The organism is Staphylococcus saccharolyticus, assembly GCF_900458815.1.
GTDB lineage: Bacteria > Bacillota > Bacilli > Staphylococcales > Staphylococcaceae > Staphylococcus > Staphylococcus saccharolyticus.
The window spans coordinates 1,101,304-1,122,837 of the sequence record NZ_UHDZ01000001.1; the positions used below are offsets into that span (position 1 = coordinate 1,101,304).

The 21,534-nt window shown below is 31.5% G+C and carries 18 protein-coding genes, 1 riboswitch and 1 other annotated feature; all 18 genes read left to right on the forward strand.

From position 1 onward, the window contains the following. Nucleotides 1-23 precede the first annotated feature (23 nt). The 18 genes from DYE57_RS05420 (at nt 24) to clpX (ending at nt 21,491) form a co-directional block, all read left to right on the forward strand. Complete coding sequence (locus tag DYE57_RS05420; RefSeq protein WP_115313155.1) at nt 24-734, forward strand: response regulator transcription factor; 711 nt, start codon at nt 24-26, stop codon at nt 732-734. Beyond that, nucleotides 734-2,425: a two-component system histidine kinase PnpS gene (gene pnpS, locus DYE57_RS05425; RefSeq protein WP_115313156.1), complete on the forward strand. Its 1,692-nt coding sequence runs from the start codon at nt 734-736 to the stop codon at nt 2,423-2,425. The genes DYE57_RS05420 and pnpS overlap by 1 nt, the downstream gene beginning before the upstream one ends. A 214-nt stretch (nt 2,426-2,639) precedes the next feature. Then, nucleotides 2,640-5,267, forward strand: a complete 2,628-nt coding sequence (gene polA, locus DYE57_RS05430; RefSeq protein WP_115313157.1) for a DNA polymerase I — start codon at nt 2,640-2,642, stop codon at nt 5,265-5,267. Nucleotides 5,268-5,282: 15 nt separating this feature from the next. Next, nucleotides 5,283-6,155: a bifunctional DNA-formamidopyrimidine glycosylase/DNA-(apurinic or apyrimidinic site) lyase gene (mutM, locus tag DYE57_RS05435; protein WP_115313158.1), complete on the forward strand. Its 873-nt coding sequence runs from the start codon at nt 5,283-5,285 to the stop codon at nt 6,153-6,155. Nucleotides 6,156-6,170: 15 nt separating this feature from the next. Further along, entirely contained in the window at nt 6,171-6,782 is a 612-nt protein-coding gene (gene coaE / locus DYE57_RS05440) for a dephospho-CoA kinase (RefSeq protein WP_115313159.1), read from the forward strand. Nucleotides 6,783-6,990: 208 nt separating this feature from the next. Continuing rightward, nucleotides 6,991-8,016, forward strand: a complete 1,026-nt coding sequence (gene gap, locus DYE57_RS05445) for a type I glyceraldehyde-3-phosphate dehydrogenase (RefSeq protein ID WP_115313160.1) — start codon at nt 6,991-6,993, stop codon at nt 8,014-8,016. Nucleotides 8,017-8,447: 431 nt separating this feature from the next. After that, nucleotides 8,448-8,918, forward strand: a complete 471-nt coding sequence (nrdR, locus tag DYE57_RS05450) for a transcriptional regulator NrdR (RefSeq protein ID WP_115313161.1) — start codon at nt 8,448-8,450, stop codon at nt 8,916-8,918. Further along, on the forward strand, nt 8,919-10,286 hold the full coding sequence (locus DYE57_RS05455; RefSeq protein WP_115313162.1) for a replicative helicase loading/DNA remodeling protein DnaB: 1,368 nt from the start codon (nt 8,919-8,921) through the stop codon (nt 10,284-10,286). Next, nucleotides 10,286-11,206 carry a primosomal protein DnaI gene (gene dnaI, locus DYE57_RS05460; protein WP_115313163.1) on the forward strand — a complete coding sequence of 307 codons (921 nt, stop codon included), beginning with the start codon at nt 10,286-10,288 and terminating at the stop codon, nt 11,204-11,206. Before DYE57_RS05455 ends, dnaI begins: the two co-directional genes overlap by 1 nt. Nucleotides 11,207-11,557: 351 nt before the next feature. After that, a complete protein-coding gene (gene thrS / locus DYE57_RS05465; RefSeq protein ID WP_115313164.1) occupies nt 11,558-13,495 on the forward strand; it encodes a threonine--tRNA ligase in 1,938 nt (645 codons plus the stop codon). A 51-nt stretch (nt 13,496-13,546) separates the two neighbouring features. After that, a riboswitch (Lysine riboswitch) is annotated at nt 13,547-13,722 on the forward strand. Nucleotides 13,723-13,937: 215 nt separating this feature from the next. Then, nucleotides 13,938-15,443 (forward strand): amino acid permease, encoded by a 1,506-nt coding sequence (locus DYE57_RS05470; protein WP_115313165.1) that lies wholly within the window; start codon nt 13,938-13,940, stop codon nt 15,441-15,443. A gap of 56 nt (nt 15,444-15,499) precedes the next feature. Continuing rightward, nucleotides 15,500-15,623 (forward strand) — a sequence feature (ribosomal protein L20 leader region). Between the two features lie 27 nt (nt 15,624-15,650). Next, nucleotides 15,651-16,178 carry a translation initiation factor IF-3 gene (infC, locus tag DYE57_RS05475; protein WP_115313166.1) on the forward strand — a complete coding sequence of 176 codons (528 nt, stop codon included), beginning with the start codon at nt 15,651-15,653 and terminating at the stop codon, nt 16,176-16,178. A gap of 27 nt (nt 16,179-16,205) precedes the next feature. Next, nucleotides 16,206-16,406 carry a 50S ribosomal protein L35 gene (gene rpmI, locus DYE57_RS05480; RefSeq protein ID WP_115313167.1) on the forward strand — a complete coding sequence of 67 codons (201 nt, stop codon included), beginning with the start codon at nt 16,206-16,208 and terminating at the stop codon, nt 16,404-16,406. A 49-nt stretch (nt 16,407-16,455) separates the two neighbouring features. Further along, the gene (gene rplT / locus DYE57_RS05485; RefSeq protein WP_115313168.1) at nt 16,456-16,812 is read left to right on the forward strand and encodes a 50S ribosomal protein L20; all 357 of its coding nucleotides are present in this window, start codon (nt 16,456-16,458) and stop codon (nt 16,810-16,812) included. 131 nt (nt 16,813-16,943) lie between these two features. Continuing rightward, nucleotides 16,944-17,552 carry an NUDIX domain-containing protein gene (locus tag DYE57_RS05490; protein ID WP_115313169.1) on the forward strand — a complete coding sequence of 203 codons (609 nt, stop codon included), beginning with the start codon at nt 16,944-16,946 and terminating at the stop codon, nt 17,550-17,552. Between the two features lie 19 nt (nt 17,553-17,571). Further along, nucleotides 17,572-18,495: a hypothetical protein gene (locus tag DYE57_RS05495; RefSeq protein ID WP_115313170.1), complete on the forward strand. Its 924-nt coding sequence runs from the start codon at nt 17,572-17,574 to the stop codon at nt 18,493-18,495. A gap of 164 nt (nt 18,496-18,659) precedes the next feature. Continuing rightward, nucleotides 18,660-19,961 (forward strand): trigger factor, encoded by a 1,302-nt coding sequence (gene tig, locus DYE57_RS05500; protein WP_115313171.1) that lies wholly within the window; start codon nt 18,660-18,662, stop codon nt 19,959-19,961. 267 nt (nt 19,962-20,228) lie between these two features. After that, nucleotides 20,229-21,491, forward strand: coding sequence for an ATP-dependent Clp protease ATP-binding subunit ClpX (clpX, locus tag DYE57_RS05505; RefSeq protein WP_115313172.1), 1,263 nt, complete (start codon nt 20,229-20,231; stop codon nt 21,489-21,491). The last annotated feature ends 43 nt before the right edge of the window (nt 21,492-21,534 follow it).

Genomic DNA, 21,534 nt, shown 5'->3' on the forward strand with positions numbered 1-21,534 from the left:
AATAACAAATTAGGAGGCACACCATGTCACAAAAAGTATTAGTGGTTGATGATGAACAATCAATCGTGACCTTACTAAAATATAATTTAGAAACAGCTGGATACATTGTAGAAGTTGCGTATGATGGCGAAGAAGCATTAAAAAAAGTTGAAGAAGAACAACCTGAACTAATTGTATTAGATGTAATGTTACCTAAAAAAGATGGTATTGAGGTGTGTAAATCAATTCGATCTGATAAAAATTTAGTACCTATTTTAATGCTTACAGCAAAAGATGATGAGTTTGATCGAGTATTAGGACTTGAATTAGGTGCAGATGATTATATGACTAAACCTTTTTCGCCTAGAGAAGTGGTTGCAAGAGTTAAAGCAATTTTAAGACGTTCTAAGTTTGTAAATGAAATCAAAAAAGAAGATACTGATGAAGAAGATATTATTATTGGTTCCATTCGAATCCGTCCTGAATTTTTTGAAGTATATAAGGATGAAGAGTTACTAGAGTTAACACCTAAAGAATTCGAACTATTACTGTATCTTATAGAAAGACAAGGTAGAGTTATTACGAGAGAGCATATGTTGAATTCTGTGTGGAATTATGAATTTGCTGGAGATTCTCGTATTGTAGATGTTCACATCAGTCACTTAAGAGATAAATTGGAAGAGAATCCAAAACAACCTAAATTAATTAAAACTGTACGTGGTTTAGGTTATAAATTGGAGAGACCTAAAGCTTAATGCTAAAGTTTCATCATCGTTTATTATTATTAATTAGTACTATTACAATAATTAGTTTTATTGGTTTAGGTGCAATTATTCATAACACAATTTATCAAACTTTAACTCACAATCAAATCAAAGATTTAAAAAATGAAGCTCAAAATTATGTCAATCTTCTAAATCACAATAAAGGACAAGAAATTAAAAATATAGCTAATACTGAAAAAACTGTTGTAGTGATTAAAGATGAAGATAAAGTTGTTTTCTCTAGCGGTGATAGAGATAAAATTGACAATAGAATTGATAATGAAGCTAATCCTTCTGATTTAATAAATAAGGAAACTAAAATCGGTATGCGATATACCTTTAAAGAACATATCAATAGTAAGATCGTATACATAAGTGGAATTAATGATGAAATTATTAATCTACAAAAAGAAATGTGGAAATATTTATCTATTATAGGTGTTATCGTATTATTTACAGTTTACTTGGCAAGTAGAAGCATCAATCGTACTTATATTAGACCTATTAATGAAGTAACATATGCTACATCTCTTTTAGCGGATGGGTATTATCATGTTCGTGTACCTGAAAGTAATGTTAAAGAGACACGTGCGCTTTTTGTGACTACAAATGAGTTGGCAAGACGTTTGCAAAAGTTATATAACAGCCAAAAAATTCAATCTAATAGATTGAAAACAACGCTTGAAAATATTCCGAGTTCTGTGTTGATGATAGATAAACATGGAGAAATTGTTGTTGCAAATCATGCATATTATGAAGTGTTTAGTCCAGAGCAAAAGGTTGAGAATGAAAGTTATATTGGTTTTATAGATGATAGTATTGAAAAACTAATCATTGAAAGTTTTAGAACTGAAAAAGTGCTTTATGAACAACTAGAGGTTGATATTAATAATGTTCATACCAAATACTTTGATGTTTCTTGTGTGCCTATCTTATCTAAGTCTAAGAAAAAGTTACAGGGCATGGTAGTTGTATTACATGATATTACTAACATACAAAAATTGGAAAATCTTAGAAGAGAGTTTGTAGCAAATGTATCTCATGAATTAAAAACGCCAATTACTTCAATTAAAGGTTTCGCCGAAACGTTAATTGAAGGTGCTAAAAATGATGAACAATCTCTTGATATGTTCTTAAATATTATTTTAAAAGAATCTAATAGAATTGAATCTCTAGTTATGGATTTATTAGATTTATCACATATTGAACAACAAAAAGAAATAGAAACGAGCTATATGAATCTTTCAGAGTTGGCTTATAATATAATTAATAATTTACAGACACAAGCTATTAATAAAAATATTGAAATTGAGTCTGAAATAGAAAAAGATGTGATTATCGAAGCTCATGAGAATAAAGTAGCTCAAGTCATCACGAATTTATTATTTAATGCAATCAATTATTCTTCAGAAGAGAGTAAAGTTATTGTACGTGTGTATAGACAAGCGAAGAGAGTTAATTTAGAAATTCAGGATTATGGCATTGGTATTAGTAAGAATGATCAAAAACATATTTTTGAACGCTTTTACCGAGTTGATAAGGCAAGAAGTAGAGATTCTGGAGGTACTGGATTAGGTTTGTCTATTACAAAGCATATTGTTGAAGCTCATAATGGTCGTATAAGTGTTGATAGTGAACTATGTAAAGGTTCAACATTTAAAGTTACGTTTAATGATAAATAATTATTTTGAGAAAGGCTATATTGTCAAAGTTGACGATGTAGTCTTTTTTCGTTTGCTTAACTGTACTAAGAGTCGTTAAACTCAATATTCGTTAAGCACTAAAAAGTAACACATTAGTTATAACTAATGCGTAACAAGTACTAAACTCGCTGACTCGTTAAGTACTTGTTTATATGCTAAAATGTATGTAAATCTGTTCTGGAGGTTACATATTTTGAATAAATTAGTGTTAATAGATGGTAATAGTTTAAGTTTTAGAGCATTTTATGCTTTACCGCTCCTTTCTAATAAAGCTGGTATTCATACGAATGCTGTATACGGCTTTGCTATGTTACTTGAAAAAATCGTAAAAGAAGAGCAACCCAATCACTTTTTAGTTGCATTTGATGCTGGTAAAACAACTTTCAGACACTCAATATACAGTGAATATAAAGGGGGGCGCCAAAAAACACCATCTGAGTTAAGTGAACAACTTCCGTACATTCGTCAATTATTAGATGCTTATCATATTAAAAGATATGAACTTGAAAATTATGAAGCAGACGATATTATTGGGACTTTAAGTAAAGAAGCAGACGAAGCTGGATTTGAAACCATTATTATTACTGGTGATCGTGACCTAACCCAATTAGCTACTAAAAATATCACAATTTATTACACTAAGAAAGGTGTTACTGATGTTGATCACTATACACCAGAATTTATTGCTGAAAAATATGGTGGATTAGTACCGAAACAAATTATTGATATGAAAGGCCTAATGGGAGATACATCTGATAATATTCCTGGGGTCGCAGGTGTCGGTGAAAAAACGGCTATTAAATTACTTAATCAATTTGGTTCAGTTGAAGGTGTATACGATAATATAGAAGACGTAACTGCTAAGAAATTAAAAGAAAAACTTATTAATAGTAAAGATGACGCGTTGATGAGTAAAGAACTCGCTACAATTAATGTTAATAGTCCAATTCATGTATCACTTGAAGAAACTCAATTAACTAATCAAGATGATAATGATGAAAAAATAGAGCTATTTAAAAAACTTGAATTTAAGCAATTATTATCAGATATAGATGTAGATAGTAAAAATGAAGTAATAGAGAAAACATTTAAAATTGAATCAGATTTTCAATATGTCGATTTTAAAAGTTTAAAACATGCTACAATTCATTTCGAAATTGATGGAACAAATTATCTTAAAGATCGCATCTTAAAGTTTGGACTTTACACTAATCATTTACATATTGTTATCAATGTAGAAGATATCCAAAGTCATCAGGATTTAATTAATTGGTTAGAAAGTAATCAAACATCCAAAATTGTTTATGATGCTAAGAAAACATATATAGTAGCGCATCGTATAGGAATTAACATTGCAAATATTCAATTTGATGTGATGCTCGCAAGTTACATTATAGATCCGTCTCGTTCTATTGACGATGTAAAATCTGTAGTTGCATTATATGGTCAAAATTATGTTAAAGATAATATATCTGTTTATGGAAAAGGAAAAAAATATAAAGTGCCAGAAGATCGTATATTAAATGAACATGTAGCTTCAATAACTGAAGGTATTGCTCTCTCAAAACCAAAGATGGAATCTCAATTAAAAGAATATAATCAAGTAGAACTTTTAGCTTATTTGGAATTACCACTCGCAAAGATTTTAAGCCACATGGAAGAAATTGGTATTTATACTGATGAAAAAGATTTAAAACATATGGAGAATGAAATTCAAGAAAAATTAGATGTACTTATTAAAAATATTCACGAAGCTGCTGGTGAAGAATTTAATATTAACTCTCCAAAACAATTAGGTGTAGTATTGTTCGAAGCCTTGAAATTGCCAGTAATTAAAAAAACGAAAACAGGTTATTCTACTGCGGTTGATGTACTTGAAAAACTTCAAGGTGAACATCCAATTATTGATTATATTTTAGAATATAGACAACTTTCTAAATTACAATCTACTTATGTAGAAGGTTTGCAAAAGGTCATTAGTAAAGATAAGAGAATCCATACACGTTTTAATCAGACTTTAGCGCAAACAGGAAGACTATCAAGCGTTGATCCTAATTTACAAAACATACCTATCCGTTTAGAAGAAGGAAGAAAAATTAGAAAAGCATTTAAACCAACTTCTCAAGATAGTGTAATTTTATCTGCTGATTATTCACAAATTGAATTACGTGTGCTAGCTCATATTACACAAGATGAAAGTTTAAAAGAAGCATTTATACATGGATATGATATTCATACTGCCACAGCAATGAAAGTTTTCAATGTTGAAGCGAATGACGTTGATAGTCTTATGAGAAGACAAGCAAAGGCAGTTAATTTTGGTATAGTATATGGGATAAGTGACTATGGTTTGAGTCAAAGTTTAGGTATTACACGTAAAAAAGCAAAAGCTTTTATTGATGATTATCTAGCTAGTTTTCCTGGTGTTAAGAAATATATGTCAGATATTGTTAAAGATGCAAAAGCACAAGGTTATGTTGAAACGCTTTTACATCGTCGTCGATATATTCCTGATATTATTAGTAGAAACTTTAACTTAAGAAGTTTTGCAGAACGAACCGCCATGAATACGCCTATTCAAGGTAGTGCTGCTGATATTATTAAATTAGCGATGGTTAAATTTAATGAAAAGGTTAAAGATACGAACTATCATGCAAAATTGTTATTACAAGTACATGACGAACTTATATTTGAATTACCAAAATCAGAAGTTGAAGATTTCAGTGAATTTGTAGAAGAAATTATGGAGAATGCACTTGAATTAGATGTACCTTTAAAAGTTGATTCAAGTTATGGATCAACATGGTACGATGCTAAATAAAGAAAGGATAACATCATGCCTGAGTTACCAGAAGTTGAACACGTTAAAAGAGGAATTGAACCTTATGTAAAAAACGAAAAAATTAAGAAAGTTGCCTTTGCTAATAATGTTATTGAAGGAAAAAATAACCATAGGGAAACAATTATTAAAGAAATTGAACTAGATACATTTAAATCATTAACTGAAGGTTATGTCATAAAGGATGTCTTTAGACGTAGTAAATACATTATCTTTTATATTGATAAAGGTAATGATCAAAGAATATTAATAAGCCACTTAGGCATGGCTGGCGGATTCTTTGTAGTGAATCAATTAGAAGATATCGATGTAGTTAACTACCGTAAACATTGGCAAGTTATTTTTGAGTTAGAAAACAATCAAAAATTAATTTATTCGGATATTAGACGATTTGGTGAAATTAGAAATGTTGCAGCTTTTGAAAGCTATCCATCAATTTTAGAAATCGCTCCTGAACCATTTGATGAAGAAGCATTTTCACATTATTTAAGTTGTTTTAATATTAGAAAATATGTAAATAAACCTATCAAACAAGTGATTCTTGATCATCGTGTGATTGCTGGAGCTGGTAATATATATGCCTGTGAAGCATTGTTTAGGGCAGGTATTCGACCTGATAGAAATACTCATACACTCTCTAATCAGGAAAAAGAAATGCTCTTTTATTATGTTCGAGAAGTGTTAGAAGAGGGTATAAAATACGGCGGTACAAGTATATCTAATTATCGACATGCTGATGGAAAAGCTGGAGAAATGCAATTACATCTAAATGTATATAAACAAAAAATCTGTAAAGTATGTGGGCATGAAATTGAGACCAAAGTGATTGCTAGTAGGAACAGTCATTTTTGCCCTATCTGTCAGAAATAAAGGAAGAGTGAAAATATGCCAAAAGTGATTGGTTTAACAGGTGGTATTGCTACTGGCAAATCAACTGTATCAGAATTATTAATAGCATACGGCTTTAAAATCGTGGATGCGGATATCGCATCTCGAGAAGCTGTAAAAAAAGGTTCTAAAGGGCTTGAGCAAATAAAAAAAACATTTGGAGGAGAAGCCATTGATGATAACGGAGAAATGAACCGAAAATATATGGGTGAACTTGTATTTAATCATCCTGAAAAACGCATAGTGTTAAATAATATTGTTCATCCTATTGTTAGAGAACTCATGGAAGAACAAAAAAAATACTATCTTAATCAAGGATTTAATGTTGTAATGGATATTCCACTATTATTTGAAAACGATTTGCAAGATACTGTAGATGAGGTATGGGTAGTATATACTTCTGAAAGTATTCAAATTGATCGGTTAATGGAAAGAAATAATTTAACGCAAGAAGATGCTAAAGCCCGAGTTCTTAGTCAAATTTCTATTGATAAAAAGAGTAGAATGGCCGATTATGTTATAGATAATTTAGGTGATAAACTTGAATTGAAACAGAATTTACAGCAATTACTAGAAAAACAAGGTTATATTAGCTCTATAAATGAATAGATTTAAAAAAGTGTTTGTGTTTACATATTTTCACAAGCACTTTTTCTTTTTAGTTAAAAGGATAATTAAATTTATAATAAGAATAAGTTATATTTAATGATAGTTAAAACTTTTCTTGAAGATACTAAGTAACCGCTTTCAAAAACGAGTAATTATGTTATACTAATTTCGTAAAGTATAACATATAAAAACTCAAGGGGTGCTTTAAATGTCAACGAATATTGCAATTAATGGAATGGGTAGAATTGGAAGAATGGTCTTACGTATAGCTTTAAAAACTAATGATTTAAACGTTGTAGCTATTAATGCAAGCTATCCACCAGAAACAATTGCACATTTAATTAACTATGATACAACTCATGGTACATATGATAAAAAAGTCGAACCAACTGATAATGGTATTAAAGTAGGAGTGCATTTTATTCAATTAGTGTCAGATCGTAATCCTGAAAATTTACTATGGAAAGAATTAGATATCGATATTGTAATCGAAGCAACTGGTAAATTTAATCATGGAGACAAAGCAATTGCTCATATTCATGCTGGAGTAAAAAAAGTCTTGCTTACTGGACCATCTAAAGGTGGTAAAGTTCAAATGATTGTTAAAGGTGTTAATGACGATAAACTCGATGTCAATGAATATGATATATTTAGTAATGCTTCCTGCACCACTAATTGTATAGGTCCAGTTGCTAAAGTTTTAAATGATAAATTTGGCATTGTCAATGGACTTATGACAACTGTTCACGCCATTACTAATGATCAGAAAAATATTGATAATCCCCATAAAGATTTAAGAAGAGCACGTTCTTGTAATGAAAGTATTATCCCTACATCAACAGGTACAGCTAAAGCATTGAAAGAAGTTTTACCTCAAGTAGAAGGTAAACAACATGGCATGGCTTTACGAGTTCCGACTAAAAATGTTTCACTCGTCGATTTAGTTGTTGATTTAGAAAAAAATGTGTCTGTAGAAGAAGTTAATGTAGCATTTAAAAATGCTGGATTAGAAGGCATACTCGATGTTGAATACGCACCATTAGTATCAGTAGATTTTAATACAAATCCAAATTCTGCTATAGTTGATGCACAATCTACTATGGTCATGGGGGATAACAAAGTTAAAGTTATTGCTTGGTATGATAATGAGTGGGGATACTCTAATCGAGTTGTAGAAGTAGCAGAACAAATAGGCCAGCTGATAAATAATAAGGCAACAGCTAAAGCCGTGTAATTAATGATGTGTTCAAGTTAGATTCATATTAATTTTTAATCTATATTTAAATGAACAGAATTTGCGTTAAGACGCTAACAAAATTAAAGACTTTGTTAGCGTTATCTTTTGTTAAAAATTTCTCATTTCACTCTCTAAGTCAATAAACCTATACATAATTTTTATTTACTTAAGAAGACACAGTCATTGTTAACTAATTTAATATTTTATAGCATTTGACAGTTTGAAAACTGTTTTAAAAAATTGATAGATGAATATAATTTGAAATTCTAAATTAAAATCAGAAATTCAACTACTGTGTTTATAAAATATCTGTTTTTATTTTACTGATGTAAATTAATAATAAATAGAGTATAATCAATAGCCTTTCTTTTTTAAGAAGTCTTTTTATAGTATAATTGACGATAATCAAACTTAAGAGGGTGACATAAATGAAATGCCCAAAATGTAATTCGACGCACTCAAGAGTCGTTGATTCTAGACACGCTGATGAAGCAAATGCAATAAGAAGAAGACGTGAATGTGAGAATTGTGGAACACGATTTACCACATTTGAGCATATCGAGGTAAGTCCGCTAATAGTTGTAAAGAAAGATGGAACTCGAGAACAATTTTTAAGAGAAAAAATATTGAATGGTCTTGTAAGATCATGTGAAAAACGTCCGGTAAGATATCAACAACTGGAAGATATAACGAATAAAGTAGAATGGCAACTGAGAGACGAAGGACAAACTGAAATTTCATCAAGAGAAATTGGAGAACATGTGATGAAATTATTAATGCATGTCGATCAAGTTTCGTACGTTAGGTTTGCGTCTGTCTATAAAGAATTTAAAGATGTTGACCAACTATTAGCATCAATGCAAGGTATATTGAATGATAATAAACGGAGTGATTATTAAATGGGTTTACAAGCCTATGAATATGGTTTAAGGCCAAAGGATGGATTTGAGGTCATTAAACATTTCCAATTAACTTCTGAACATTTAGAAATTTTAAATCGCTTGTTCACGCCTTTAATTGGGCTACAATCAATAGGTTTATATCATTTTATGAACCAATTTGTCGATAATGATAATCACATAACACTTACACATTATATCTTTATGAATGAACTAAAGATAAATCTTTTAGATTTTAGAAAGCATATGGATTACCTTGAAGCGATTGGTTTAGTGAAGACATTTGTTAAGCATAACGAAAAGCATACACATTTTGTTTATCAACTTGTTCAACCACCAACGGCTTATCAATTTTTTAATGATCCGATGTTATCAGTATTTCTCTATAGCGAAGTTGAAAAAAATCGTTATCAATCACTTAGGTCTCATTTTGAGAAGGAATATAAAGATTTAGGCAACTATCAACAAACTACTAGAAAGTTTACTGAAGTGTTTAGTGTACCTAGAACTATGGTTAAACAAGATAATTCTTACTTAAAGAAAGTTCAAAATTATAATGGCATTGATTTGTCTAATGAAACTTTTGATTTTGAAATATTGAGAAAAATGCTTAATCATCATTTTATAAGTAACGAAATCATTGATAAGGAAGCTCGGGAACTTATTATTCAACTAGCAACACTTTATGGATTGACAGTTGATGGTATGCGAAATATTATTTTAAACTCAATTACCAGTAATCAAACTTTGTCTTTCGAAGAAATGCGTAAACAAGCTCGTTCTTATTACTTGATTGAACATGAAAATCATTTACCCAAATTACAATTAAATGTTAATCAGGTAAATGATTTTAATGAACAAAACCAAAATCATACTGAAAATTGGTTAACACTTTTAGATGATACGAGTCCTATTGATATGTTAGCAAGTTGGTCTGATTCAGAACCTACTCAATCTCAAAAAAGTATGATTGAAGAACTGATTGAAAGAGAAAAAATGAACTTTGGTGTAATTAATATATTATTACAATTTGTAATGCTTAAAGAGGATATGAAATTACCTAAATCTTATATTTTTGAAATTGCATCAAATTGGAAGAAAAAAGGGATTGAAAATGCAAAACAAGCATATGATTACGCTCTAAAAGTTAATAAACCTAAAAGTTATGATGTTCAAAATAAAAAAGATAGAAAATATCATAGTCGTCAAAAGCAACTTATTTCAAAAGAAAAAACGCCTAAATGGCTTGAAGAGAGAAATGCGCAATCAAAACAGCAAGATTCAGGTAATAAAGATGAAAAACTCGAAAAAGATAGACAAGCATTTATAGAAAAACTAAATCAGAAATGGAAGGAGGGAGATAACTAATGAAAAGTTTTAAAAATATTATGGGTTCTACACCAGATTTAGAAAAACGCATAAAAAAAATAAAACAAGATGTGATTAATGATTCTGATGTAAATCAGTTCCTAACTTTACATCATAATGAAATAACAAATACTACGATTGATGAAGATTTAAATGTATTACAAGAATTTAAAGATCAACAGAAGTACTATGATGGACATAGTTTTGAGAATTGTCCAAACTTTGTAAAAGGGCATGTGCCGGAATTATATATAGAAAATGAAAGAATTAAAATTAGATATCTACCTTGTCCATGTAAGATTAAATATGATGAAGAAAGATTTAATTCTAAACTTATTATATCACACCATATGCAACGGGATACTTTAAACGCTAAACTAAAAGATATTTTTATGGATAATAGAGAACGACTTGACATTGCTGTGGCAGCAGATGAAATCTGTACGTCTCTTACGAAAAGTGAAAAGGTAAAAGGTTTATATTTATATGGTCCATTTGGTACAGGAAAATCCTTTATTCTAGGCGCCATTGCAAATCAACTTAAATCAGAAAAAATTTCTTCTACAATAGTTTATTTACCAGAATTTATACGTACTTTAAAAAGCGGATTCAAAGATGGTAGTTTTGAGAAGAAATTACAGCGAGTAAGAGAATCAAATATTTTAATGCTTGACGATATAGGTGCGGAAGAAGTCACACCATGGGTAAGAGATGAAGTTATTGGACCTCTTTTACATTATAGAATGGTGCATGAATTACCAACTTTCTTTAGTTCAAACTTTGATTATAGTGAATTAGAGCATCATCTTTCTATGACGAGAGATGGTAGTGAAAAAACTAAAGCAGCTCGAATTATTGAAAGGATTAAAACATTATCCACGCCATACTATTTAGAAGGACAAAATTATAGAAACAATTGAATTTTATTTTATGAAGTGTATAATGGAATTAAATCTAAATCGTTGAAACTATTGAAGATAAGATAATTTAATCAATATTACACAGAAAGTCATTAGTTGATGAGAATATGGCTGATATATTAAATTATTACTACTTCAGTGATGATATTTGTAATGAATATTCGGCTCAAGACCGTTATCTTATGTAGAGTATAGGTGGAGACATTATAGAATGAAGTCTTCGCCTTAACTAGGGTGGTACCACGACTATCTCGTCCCTTGCTAGGGACGAGATTTTTTTGTTATTAGGGTTTTTATCTTATTGATTCAATAAGTCAACGATCAGATGTTTATTAAATAGGAGGGTTTAGTATGGATCAAATCAAAGTTCAATTCCCAGACGGTAATTCTAAAGAATTTGATAAAGAAACTACTACAGAGGATATCGCTCAATCAATAAGTCCAGGATTAAGAAAAAAAGCTGTTGCAGGCAAATTCAATGGACAAATAATAGATTTAACACGTTCATTAGAAAACGATGGGTCAATCGAAGTCATCACTCCAGGAAGTGAGGAAGCATTAGAGGTGTTACGTCATTCTACTGCACACTTAATGGCTCAAGCATTAAAACGTTTATATGGCGACGTGAAATTTGGTGTAGGTCCAATAATTGAAGGTGGTTTCTACTATGATTTTGATATGGATGAAAAGGTTTCATCAGATGATTTTGAAAAAATCGAAAAAACTATGAAACAAATCGTAAATGAGAATCATAAAATTGAACGTAAAGTGGTAAGTAGAAATGAAGCGAAGGAATTTTTCAAAGGTGATCCCTATAAATTAGAACTTATTGATGCAATTCCTGAAGACGAAAATGTAACGCTATATACACAAGGTGAATTCACTGATCTTTGTAGGGGTGTTCATGTACAATCTACTTCAAAAATTAAAGAATTTAAATTATTATCTACTGCTGGTGCTTATTGGCGTGGAGACAGTGACAATAAAATGTTACAACGCATTTATGGCACTGCTTTCTTCGATAAAAAAGATTTAAAAGAACATTTAAAAATGTTAGAAGAACGTCGTGAACGAGATCACCGCAAAATTGGTGAAGACTTAGAACTGTTTACTAATAATCAATTAGTAGGTGCTGGCCTGCCATTGTGGTTACCGAATGGAGCTACAATACGTCGTGAAATTGAGCGTTATATTGTTGATAAAGAAGTTAGCATGGGATATGACCATGTATACACTCCTGTGTTAGCCAATGTTGATTTGTATAAAACTTCTGGACACTGGGATCATTATCAAGAAGACATGTTCCCAGCTATGAAATTAGATGAAGATGAGGCAATGGTTCTAAGACCAATGAATTGTCCGCACCATATGATGATTTATAAAAACAAACCTCATTCATATCGAGAATTGCCAATTCGTATAGCTGAATTAGGTACTATGCATCGTTATGAAGCAAGTGGTGCTGTATCTGGTTTACAACGTGTTCGTGGAATGACTTTAAATGATTCTCATATCTTTGTAAGACCTGACCAAATTAAAGACGAATTCAAGCGCGTGGTTAATATGATTAAAGATGTTTATAAAGATTTTGGATTTGAAGATTATCGCTTTAGACTTAGTTATAGAAATCCAGAAGATAAACATAAATACTTTGATGATGATGAAATGTGGAAAAAAGCTGAAACAATGTTGAAAGAAGCTTCTGATGAACTTGGTCTAACTTACGAAGAAGCTATTGGTGAGGCAGCATTTTATGGGCCTAAATTAGATGTTCAAGTTAAAACTGCTATGGGGAAAGAGGAAACTTTATCAACTGCACAATTAGACTTCCTTTTGCCAGAACGTTTTGACTTAACATATATTGGTAGTGATGGAGAACAACATCGACCAGTAGTTATTCATCGTGGAGTAGTATCAACTATGGAACGTTTTGTAGCGTTTTTAACAGAGGAAACAAAAGGTGCATTCCCAACTTGGTTAGCACCAAAACAAGTTGAAATTATCCCAGTTAATGTTGACTTACATTATGATTACGCAAGACAATTGCAAGATGAGCTTAAATCACAAGGTATTCGTGTTGAAATCGATGACCGTAATGAAAAAATGGGTTATAAAATACGTGAAGCTCAAATGAATAAAATACCTTATCAAATAGTTGTTGGAGATAAAGAAGTTGAAAACAATGAAGTCAATGTTAGACAATATGGCTCAGAAAATCAAAAAACACTTGAAAAAGATGAATTTATTTGGAGTTTAGTAGATGAAATTCGTTTAAAAAAACGTAGATAAACTTGAAAATAGCGAGGATATCGTGTATATTACAGATGAAACAAAATAAAAATTAGAGTTAGAGGTTGCATTTTTAATCAGTAGGTAATCAGAAGTCGTATGGGACATATGTTGAATTAGCGAAAGGTAACGATGCCGAAATAATTATAAGACCATAAATTATAATTGTTGGGACAACTGTCGATAAGAAGTTGTACTGTCACTGAATGTGATGTGCTACCTTATATAGATAAAACCAAGTGGTTGCATATCTTAAAGGTATGTGACCGCTTTTTGTTTGTGCTCTGCGTAAGCGAAGTATGAAAAGTTGATTTGGACATCTGAAGATAAGTGGTATAATATATAAAAAATTTTCATCAAATTCTCATACATTAATAATACAATGTTGGTACACAGAAATATAGTTACATGTTAGCCTCTAAGAGAAGGAAAGGGAGCATCTATGAATAATAGAAATGAAAATCAAAATGGCGGTGTCCAGAGAGCTTTAAAAGATCGTCATATTTCCATGATTGCTATTGGAGGATGTATAGGAACAGGTTTATTTATGACTTCTGGAGGTGCTATCCATGATGCAGGGGCATTGGGAGCTTTAATTGCCTATGCTATTATCGGAGCAATGGTATTTTTCCTAATGACTTCATTAGGTGAAATGGCAACTTATTTACCTGTTTCAGGTTCTTTCAGTACATACGCAACGCGCTTTGTAGATCCCTCTTTAGGTTTTGCATTAGGTTGGAACTACTGGTTTAATTGGGTAATCACTGTGGCAGCTGATGTCACAATCGCTGCACAAGTTATCCAATATTGGACTCCAATGCAAGGTATACCTGCATGGATATGGAGTTGTATTTTCTTAATAATTATTTTTGCATTAAACTCTTTATCAGTAAGAGTCTACGGCGAAAGTGAATATTGGTTTGCTCTAATCAAAGTCGTTACTGTTATTATCTTCATTATCATTGGTTTACTTACTATAGTAGGGATTATGGGTGGAGAGTTCGTTGGCTTTGATACATTTACTAAAGGTGATGGTCCTATATTGGGAGGTAATCTAGGCGGAAGTTTACTTTCAATTTTAGGTGTGTTCTTAGTTGCTGGTTTCTCATTCCAAGGAACAGAATTAATAGGGATTACTGCTGGTGAATCTGAGAATCCAGAACGTGCTGTTCCAAAAGCGATTAAACAAGTATTTTGGCGAATACTATTATTTTATATCTTAGCAATCTTTATAATAGGCATGCTTATCCCATATGATAGTAAAGCTCTAATGGATGGTGGAGACAGTATTTCTACTTCACCATTTACTCTTGTATTCAAAAATGCAGGCTTAGCTTTTGCAGCATCTTTTATGAACGCAGTTATTTTAACATCTGTGCTGTCGGCTGGTAATTCAGGCATGTATGCTTCTACACGAATGCTTTACTCAATGAGTAAAGGTAAGCTTGCTTTTGATTCATTCGGAAAAACTAATAAAAATGGGGTGCCGTACATTTCTCTAATGGCAACTGGATTTTTAGTTGTCCTTATCTTTGCTTTACAACATATTAATGGTGATGCTTATGAGTATATTGTTGCAGCAAGTGGAATGACTGGTTTTATTGCATGGGTAGGAATCGCAGTAAGTCATTTTAGATTTAGACGTGCGTTTGATAGACAAGATTACGATAAATCTAAATTAAAGTACAAAGCTAAACTTTTTCCTTTTGGACCCATTTTTGCGGGTATACTATGTGTGATTGTTATTATTGGTCAGGACGTTGACTTTATTAAAACAGGCGACTTTGATATAAGTCGATTTTTCATAACTTATATGGGGATTCCTGTATTCCTAATTTTCTTCTTTTATCATAAGTTACGATATAAAACAAAAAAAATACCACTTGAAAAAGTTGATTTAAGACAAGATGTTTCTATGGAAGAAATTAGACATCATGATCATAAATAAAAAAGATTTGACTTACATGTTTATTACTGATATGATTAGCGATGTTGAATACGAAACGAACCAAGTAGAAGCACCCGCTTCTCACCTGTAGCGACGCAAAAGCAGTTGGCAGGTTAATCATGTTACACAATAAGTGTGTGGAAGAAGAGCGGGTAGTGATACCCGCTCTTCTTTTTTGCTTGGGACAATTTCGTAAAACTCTGGGAGGTGTCAACCATAGCAAAAGATCAAACTCAAGTTAATGAGAAAATTCGTGCAAAAGAACTACGTTTAATAGGCCAAGATGGTGATCAAATTGGTGTGAAATCTAAACGTGAAGCATTAGAAATGGCTGAACGTGTAGACTTAGATTTAGTTGTTGTCGCACCAAATGCGAAACCACCTGTTGCTAGAATTATGGATTATGGTAAATACAAATTCGAACAACAGAAAAAAGAAAAAGAAATGAAGAAGAAACAAAAAGTCATTAATGTTAAAGAATTACGTTTAAGTCCGACTATCGAAGAACACGATTTCCAAACGAAGTTGAAAAACGGACGTAAATTTTTATCTAAAGGCGATAAATGTAAAGTTTCAATTCGTTTTAGAGGACGTGCAATTACGCATAAAGAAATTGGTCAACGTGTATTAGAAAAATTTGCAGATGAATGTAAAGATATTGCAACTGTTGAACAAAAACCTAAAATGGAAGGGCGTCAAATGTTTATTATGTTAGCGCCTGTCAACGAAAAATAAACGTTAAATTATAGGAGGAAATGAATCATGCCTAAAATGAAAACTCACCGCGGAGCAGCTAAACGTGTTAAAAGAACTGGTTCAGGTAAATTAAAACGTTCTAGAGCTTTCACATCTCACTTATTCGCAAATAAAAACACTAAACAAAAACGTCAATTACGTAAAGCAAAATTAGTGTCTAAGAGTGATATGAAACGCGTAAAACAATTATTAGCTTACAAAAAATAAGATTTAAAACGAAAAGATATGATAGAGACTATCTAAGGAGGAATTTATTATGCCACGAGTTAAAGGTGGAACAGTAACAAGAGCACGTCGTAAAAAAACGATTAAATTAGCTAAAGGTTACTTTGGTTCAAAACATACATTATATAAAGTAGCTAAACAACAAGTTATGAAATCAGGTCAATATGCTTTCCGTGACCGTCGTCAACGTAAACGTGATTTCCGTAAATTATGGATTACACGTATCAATGCGGCTGCACGTCAACATGATATCAGCTATTCACGTTTGATGAACGGCTTGAAAAAAGCTGAAATTGATATTAACCGTAAAATGTTATCAGAAATCGCTATTTCAGATGATAAAGCTTTCGGTGAATTAGTATCTAAAGCTAAAGAAGCTTTAAAATAGTTAATGAGTAAGAGATGACGAGTAAAGTCATCTCTTTTTTTGTTTTCATTTATTTTTTATATTCAATCGCAATGTTAATTAATTTTTGCTAAAATGACTGTTAGAAAAGTACACCTGAAAAGGAGAAAAATATGTCTAAGTTCGATGAACAAATTATAGTAGTAAAAAGAAATATATTATTTGATAATGACAAGAATGCATTTAATGGATTTATGCATAAAAACAATATTAAAGGCAAAGATATTTTTAATGCTTTAAGTGAATATGAAGTAAAAAGACGTGGTGATATGGAAGAAGACCCTTCGTTCAAGCAACTTATCTCATATTGCTTATTAGAAAATGAAAAAGGTGAGATTCTGGTATATGAACGTCTCTCCGGGGGAGGAGAAGAACGTTTACATGGACAATCATCAGTGGGTGTTGGCGGACATATGAACAACGTTGTTGGAGCAGATTCTATTAACGAGGTATTGAGAGTTAATGCGCAAAGAGAACTTGAGGAAGAAGTTGGTCTGTGTCAAGAAGACTCTCAAAATATGGAATATTTAGGCTTCATCAATGATGACACAAATGAGGTAGGAAAAGTTCATATGGGTATTGTCTTTAAGATTACTGTGCATTCAAATGATGTTGAAGCAAAAGAAACGGATACACTTAAAATTAGATGGGCAGAAAAAGGTAGTATCGAATCTTATGATGATTTTGAAACATGGAGTGCGTTAATACTTCAAGACCTGTAAAGATTGGAGTGCGAGTCAATTGTCAAATGTAATACCTTTTCCACAATCTGAAGAAAAATTGCTTAATCAGATTAACGATGCGCAAAGACGTAATGATTTCAATGCAATGTATAATTTATTTCACACATATGAGCAAAATTTTGAATTAAATGAGAAAGTTGCATTAAAAAAATGTTGGATGCTTCTTCAAATGAACTCTTTTTTAGAATTGAGAGAGGAGGCTATTATTTTATTAAAACGTGGATTAAATTGTTATGACGAGTTGATAATTTATTATATTAAAAGTTTAAACGGATTAGGACAGTATTATGAAGCGGTTGAAGTAATTAATCAAATTATTGAAGAAGTAAGAAATCATAAAACGAGAATGGAACTTTTCCCTTTAATGGAATATGCAAAATCAAGATTAGATGTAGATAAACAGACGCTTGCTACATCGTTATCACAATTTGATGAGTTAAGTAATAGAGAACAAACATCGATTGTGCTTCAGCTTATTGATAATGGCTACTATCAATTTAAAGAGACGATAGCCCATTTACTCACAACTTGTGATGTACCTAAAAATACTATAAGTCTTATGTTAGAATTTTTAAGATTTGCCGAATATAATCAATCTCTTATGATAAAGAAGTACAATATAAAAATAAGCGTTGTTCCGACTCAACTTTCAGGATTAGAACACACTAAAATGAAAGAACATGTCATCCCTAACGTGGTTAATAGACTTGAAGAAGGAGCATTACATATCATTAATGAAGCACATCACATCATGAATAACCACTCAATATTATTGTACCCATTACAAATAGAGACTTTATATAATCTTGAGGACTGGATTGATGCGTATGGTGTTTACTTTAAGAATTTAATTGGTATTGAAAATAACGTGAATAATATAAACACATTGGAATTTATTAAATTATTGGATAGTGAAAACTAAAAATTAATTTGTTGCAAATTAAGAAAAAGAATTTTAATATAGAAATTATTAAAAATAACTAAACTTGAAAAGCACAGTGTTTTCAATGTTTGTTTACGCTTTAAACCTATGCTATAATAGGGAAGTTGAAAAAATAAATTAGTCAATCATGGAGGTATTTATACATGACAGCAACTTGGGAAAAAAAGGAAGGTAATGAAGGCGTATTAACTGTTACTGTTCCTGCAGAAAAAGTAGACAAAGCATTAGATCAAGCATTTAAAAAAGTAGTTAAGCAAATTAACGTGCCTGGTTTCCGTAAAGGTAAAGTGCCTCGTCCAATTTTTGAACAACGTTTCGGTGTAGAAGCATTGTATCAAGATGCAGTTGATATTTTATTACCTGAAGCGTATGGTGAAGCTATTGATGAAACTGGAATTAACCCAGTAGCTCAACCTGAAATTAATGTTACTCAAATCGAAAAAGGTAAAGAATTCATTTTTGAAGCTATAGTAACTGTTGAACCAGAAGTGAAGTTAGGTGAATATAAAGGTCTTGAAATTGATAAACAAGACACTGGGCTTACAGATGAAGAATTACAAGAGTCTATTGATCACAGTTTAGGTCATTTAGCTGAAATGGTTGTTAAAGAGGATGGCGTAGTTAAAAATGGCGATACAGTAAACATTGACTTCACTGGTTCGGTTGATGGCGAAGAATTCGATGGTGGTCAAGCAGAAGGCTATGATCTTGAAGTTAGTTCAGGGTCATTTATTCCTGGATTTGAAGAACAATTAGAGGGAATGAAAGTAGACGAAGAAAAAGATGTAGTTGTAACATTCCCTGAAGAATATCATGCAGAAGAATTAGCTGGAAAAGAAGCGACTTTTAAAACTAAAGTCAATGAAATTAAATTTAAAGATGTTCCTGAACTTAATGATGAAATTGCAAATGAACTAGATTCAAATGCCGAAACAGTAGATGAGTACAAAGAAAACTTACGTAAACGTTTAACTGAACAAAAAGTTACAGAAGCTGAAAATACTGAGAAAGAAGAAGCAATTAATAAAGCTACTGAAAACACTACAATTGATATTCCAGAAGCAATGGTTAATACTGAACTCGACCGTATGATTCAAGAATTTGGTCAAAGAATTCAACAACAAGGTTTAGGTATACAAACTTATTACCAAATATCTGGTCAAAGTGAAGATCAACTCAGAGAGCAAATGAAAGATGATGCAGAACAACGTGTTAAAACTAATTTAACATTAACTGCAATCGCTGACGCAGAAAACATCGAAGTGTCTGATGAAGATATTGACAAAGAATTAGAAAAAATGAGCGAACAATTTAATATTTCAGTTGAAGATATTAAATCTACATTAGGTAATACTGACGTCGTTAAAAATGATGTTCGTATTCAAAAAGTAATTGACTTATTAAGAGACAATGCTAAATATGTAGAAGCTAAAAAAGAAGACTAAAATAATTAGACTTCCGAATTGTGACAATAAAATATTAGTAAGTAAATCTTTGACTATAAAGATTATTGAAAAAAAATAGGCTCAGTTGGAATTAGTTTTTATTTCAATCTAAGTCGAAATTGTAGGGGCGGGACCGTGAAATCATTCGAGTAGAATAGAATTTCTGTCCCGCTCCATATTGTTTAAGCATTTAAATTGTAAAGTGATTAAGTTGCATTGTAGAATGCAATTTAGTATAGTCTTTATGGAATAGGGGTGTAAAAAAGAATGTTCAAATTCAATGAAGATGAAGAAAACTTAAAATGCTCTTTCTGCGGTAAAGACCAAGACCAAGTTAAAAAATTAGTAGCAGGAAGTGGAGTATATATTTGTAATGAGTGCATAGAATTATGCTCTGAAATCGTTGAAGAAGAATTAGCACAAAATACGTCAGAGGGATTAACAGAACTACCAACTCCTAAAGAAATTATGGACCATTTAAACGAATACGTTATTGGCCAAGAAAAGGCTAAGAAATCATTAGCAGTTGCTGTTTATAATCACTATAAACGTATTCAACAAATTGGTCCTAACGAAGATGACGTAGAGTTACAAAAAAGTAATATTGCGTTAATTGGTCCCACTGGTAGCGGTAAAACTTTATTAGCACAAACATTAGCTAAGACATTGAATGTGCCGTTTGCAATCGCTGATGCAACGAGTTTAACTGAAGCTGGATATGTAGGCGATGATGTAGAAAATATCTTGTTACGTTTAATACAAGCTGCTGATTTTGACATTGATAAAGCAGAAAAAGGTATTATTTATGTCGACGAAATTGACAAAATTGCACGTAAATCTGAAAATGCTTCAATTACTAGAGATGTTTCTGGTGAAGGGGTACAGCAAGCGCTACTTAAAATCCTTGAAGGTACAACTGCAAGCGTGCCTCCTCAAGGTGGTCGTAAACATCCAAACCAAGAACTAATTCAAATTGATACAACAAATATTTTATTTATTTTAGGCGGTGCTTTTGACGGTATTGATGAAGTAATTAAACGTCGATTAGGTGAAAAAGTTATTGGCTTTGCTAGTAATGAAGCTGATAAATATGACGAAGAAGCATTACTTGAGCAAATCCGTCCTGAAGATTTACAATCTTATGGTTTGATTCCAGAATTCATTGGTCGTGTACCTATCGTTGCTAATCTTGAAACATTAGATGTAGAAGCGCTTAAAAATATTTTAACTCAACCGAAAAATGCTCTAGTTAAGCAATACACTAAAATGCTTGTGCTTGATAACGTTGATTTAGAATTTACAGACGATGCTTTATCAGCAATTAGTGAAAAGGCTATAGATCGTAAAACAGGTGCACGTGGATTGCGTTCAATTATTGAAGAAGCGTTAATTGATATCATGTATGATGTTCCTTCAACAGAGAATGTAAGTAAAGTTGTTATTACAGCTCAAACAATAAATGAAGAAATTGAACCAGAATTATATGATACTGAAGGCAAACTTGTAAGTGAAGGTAAAACTTCTGCATAAAATTTATAAATAGACATGTTACGGTGTAGTGATTCTCAAACTG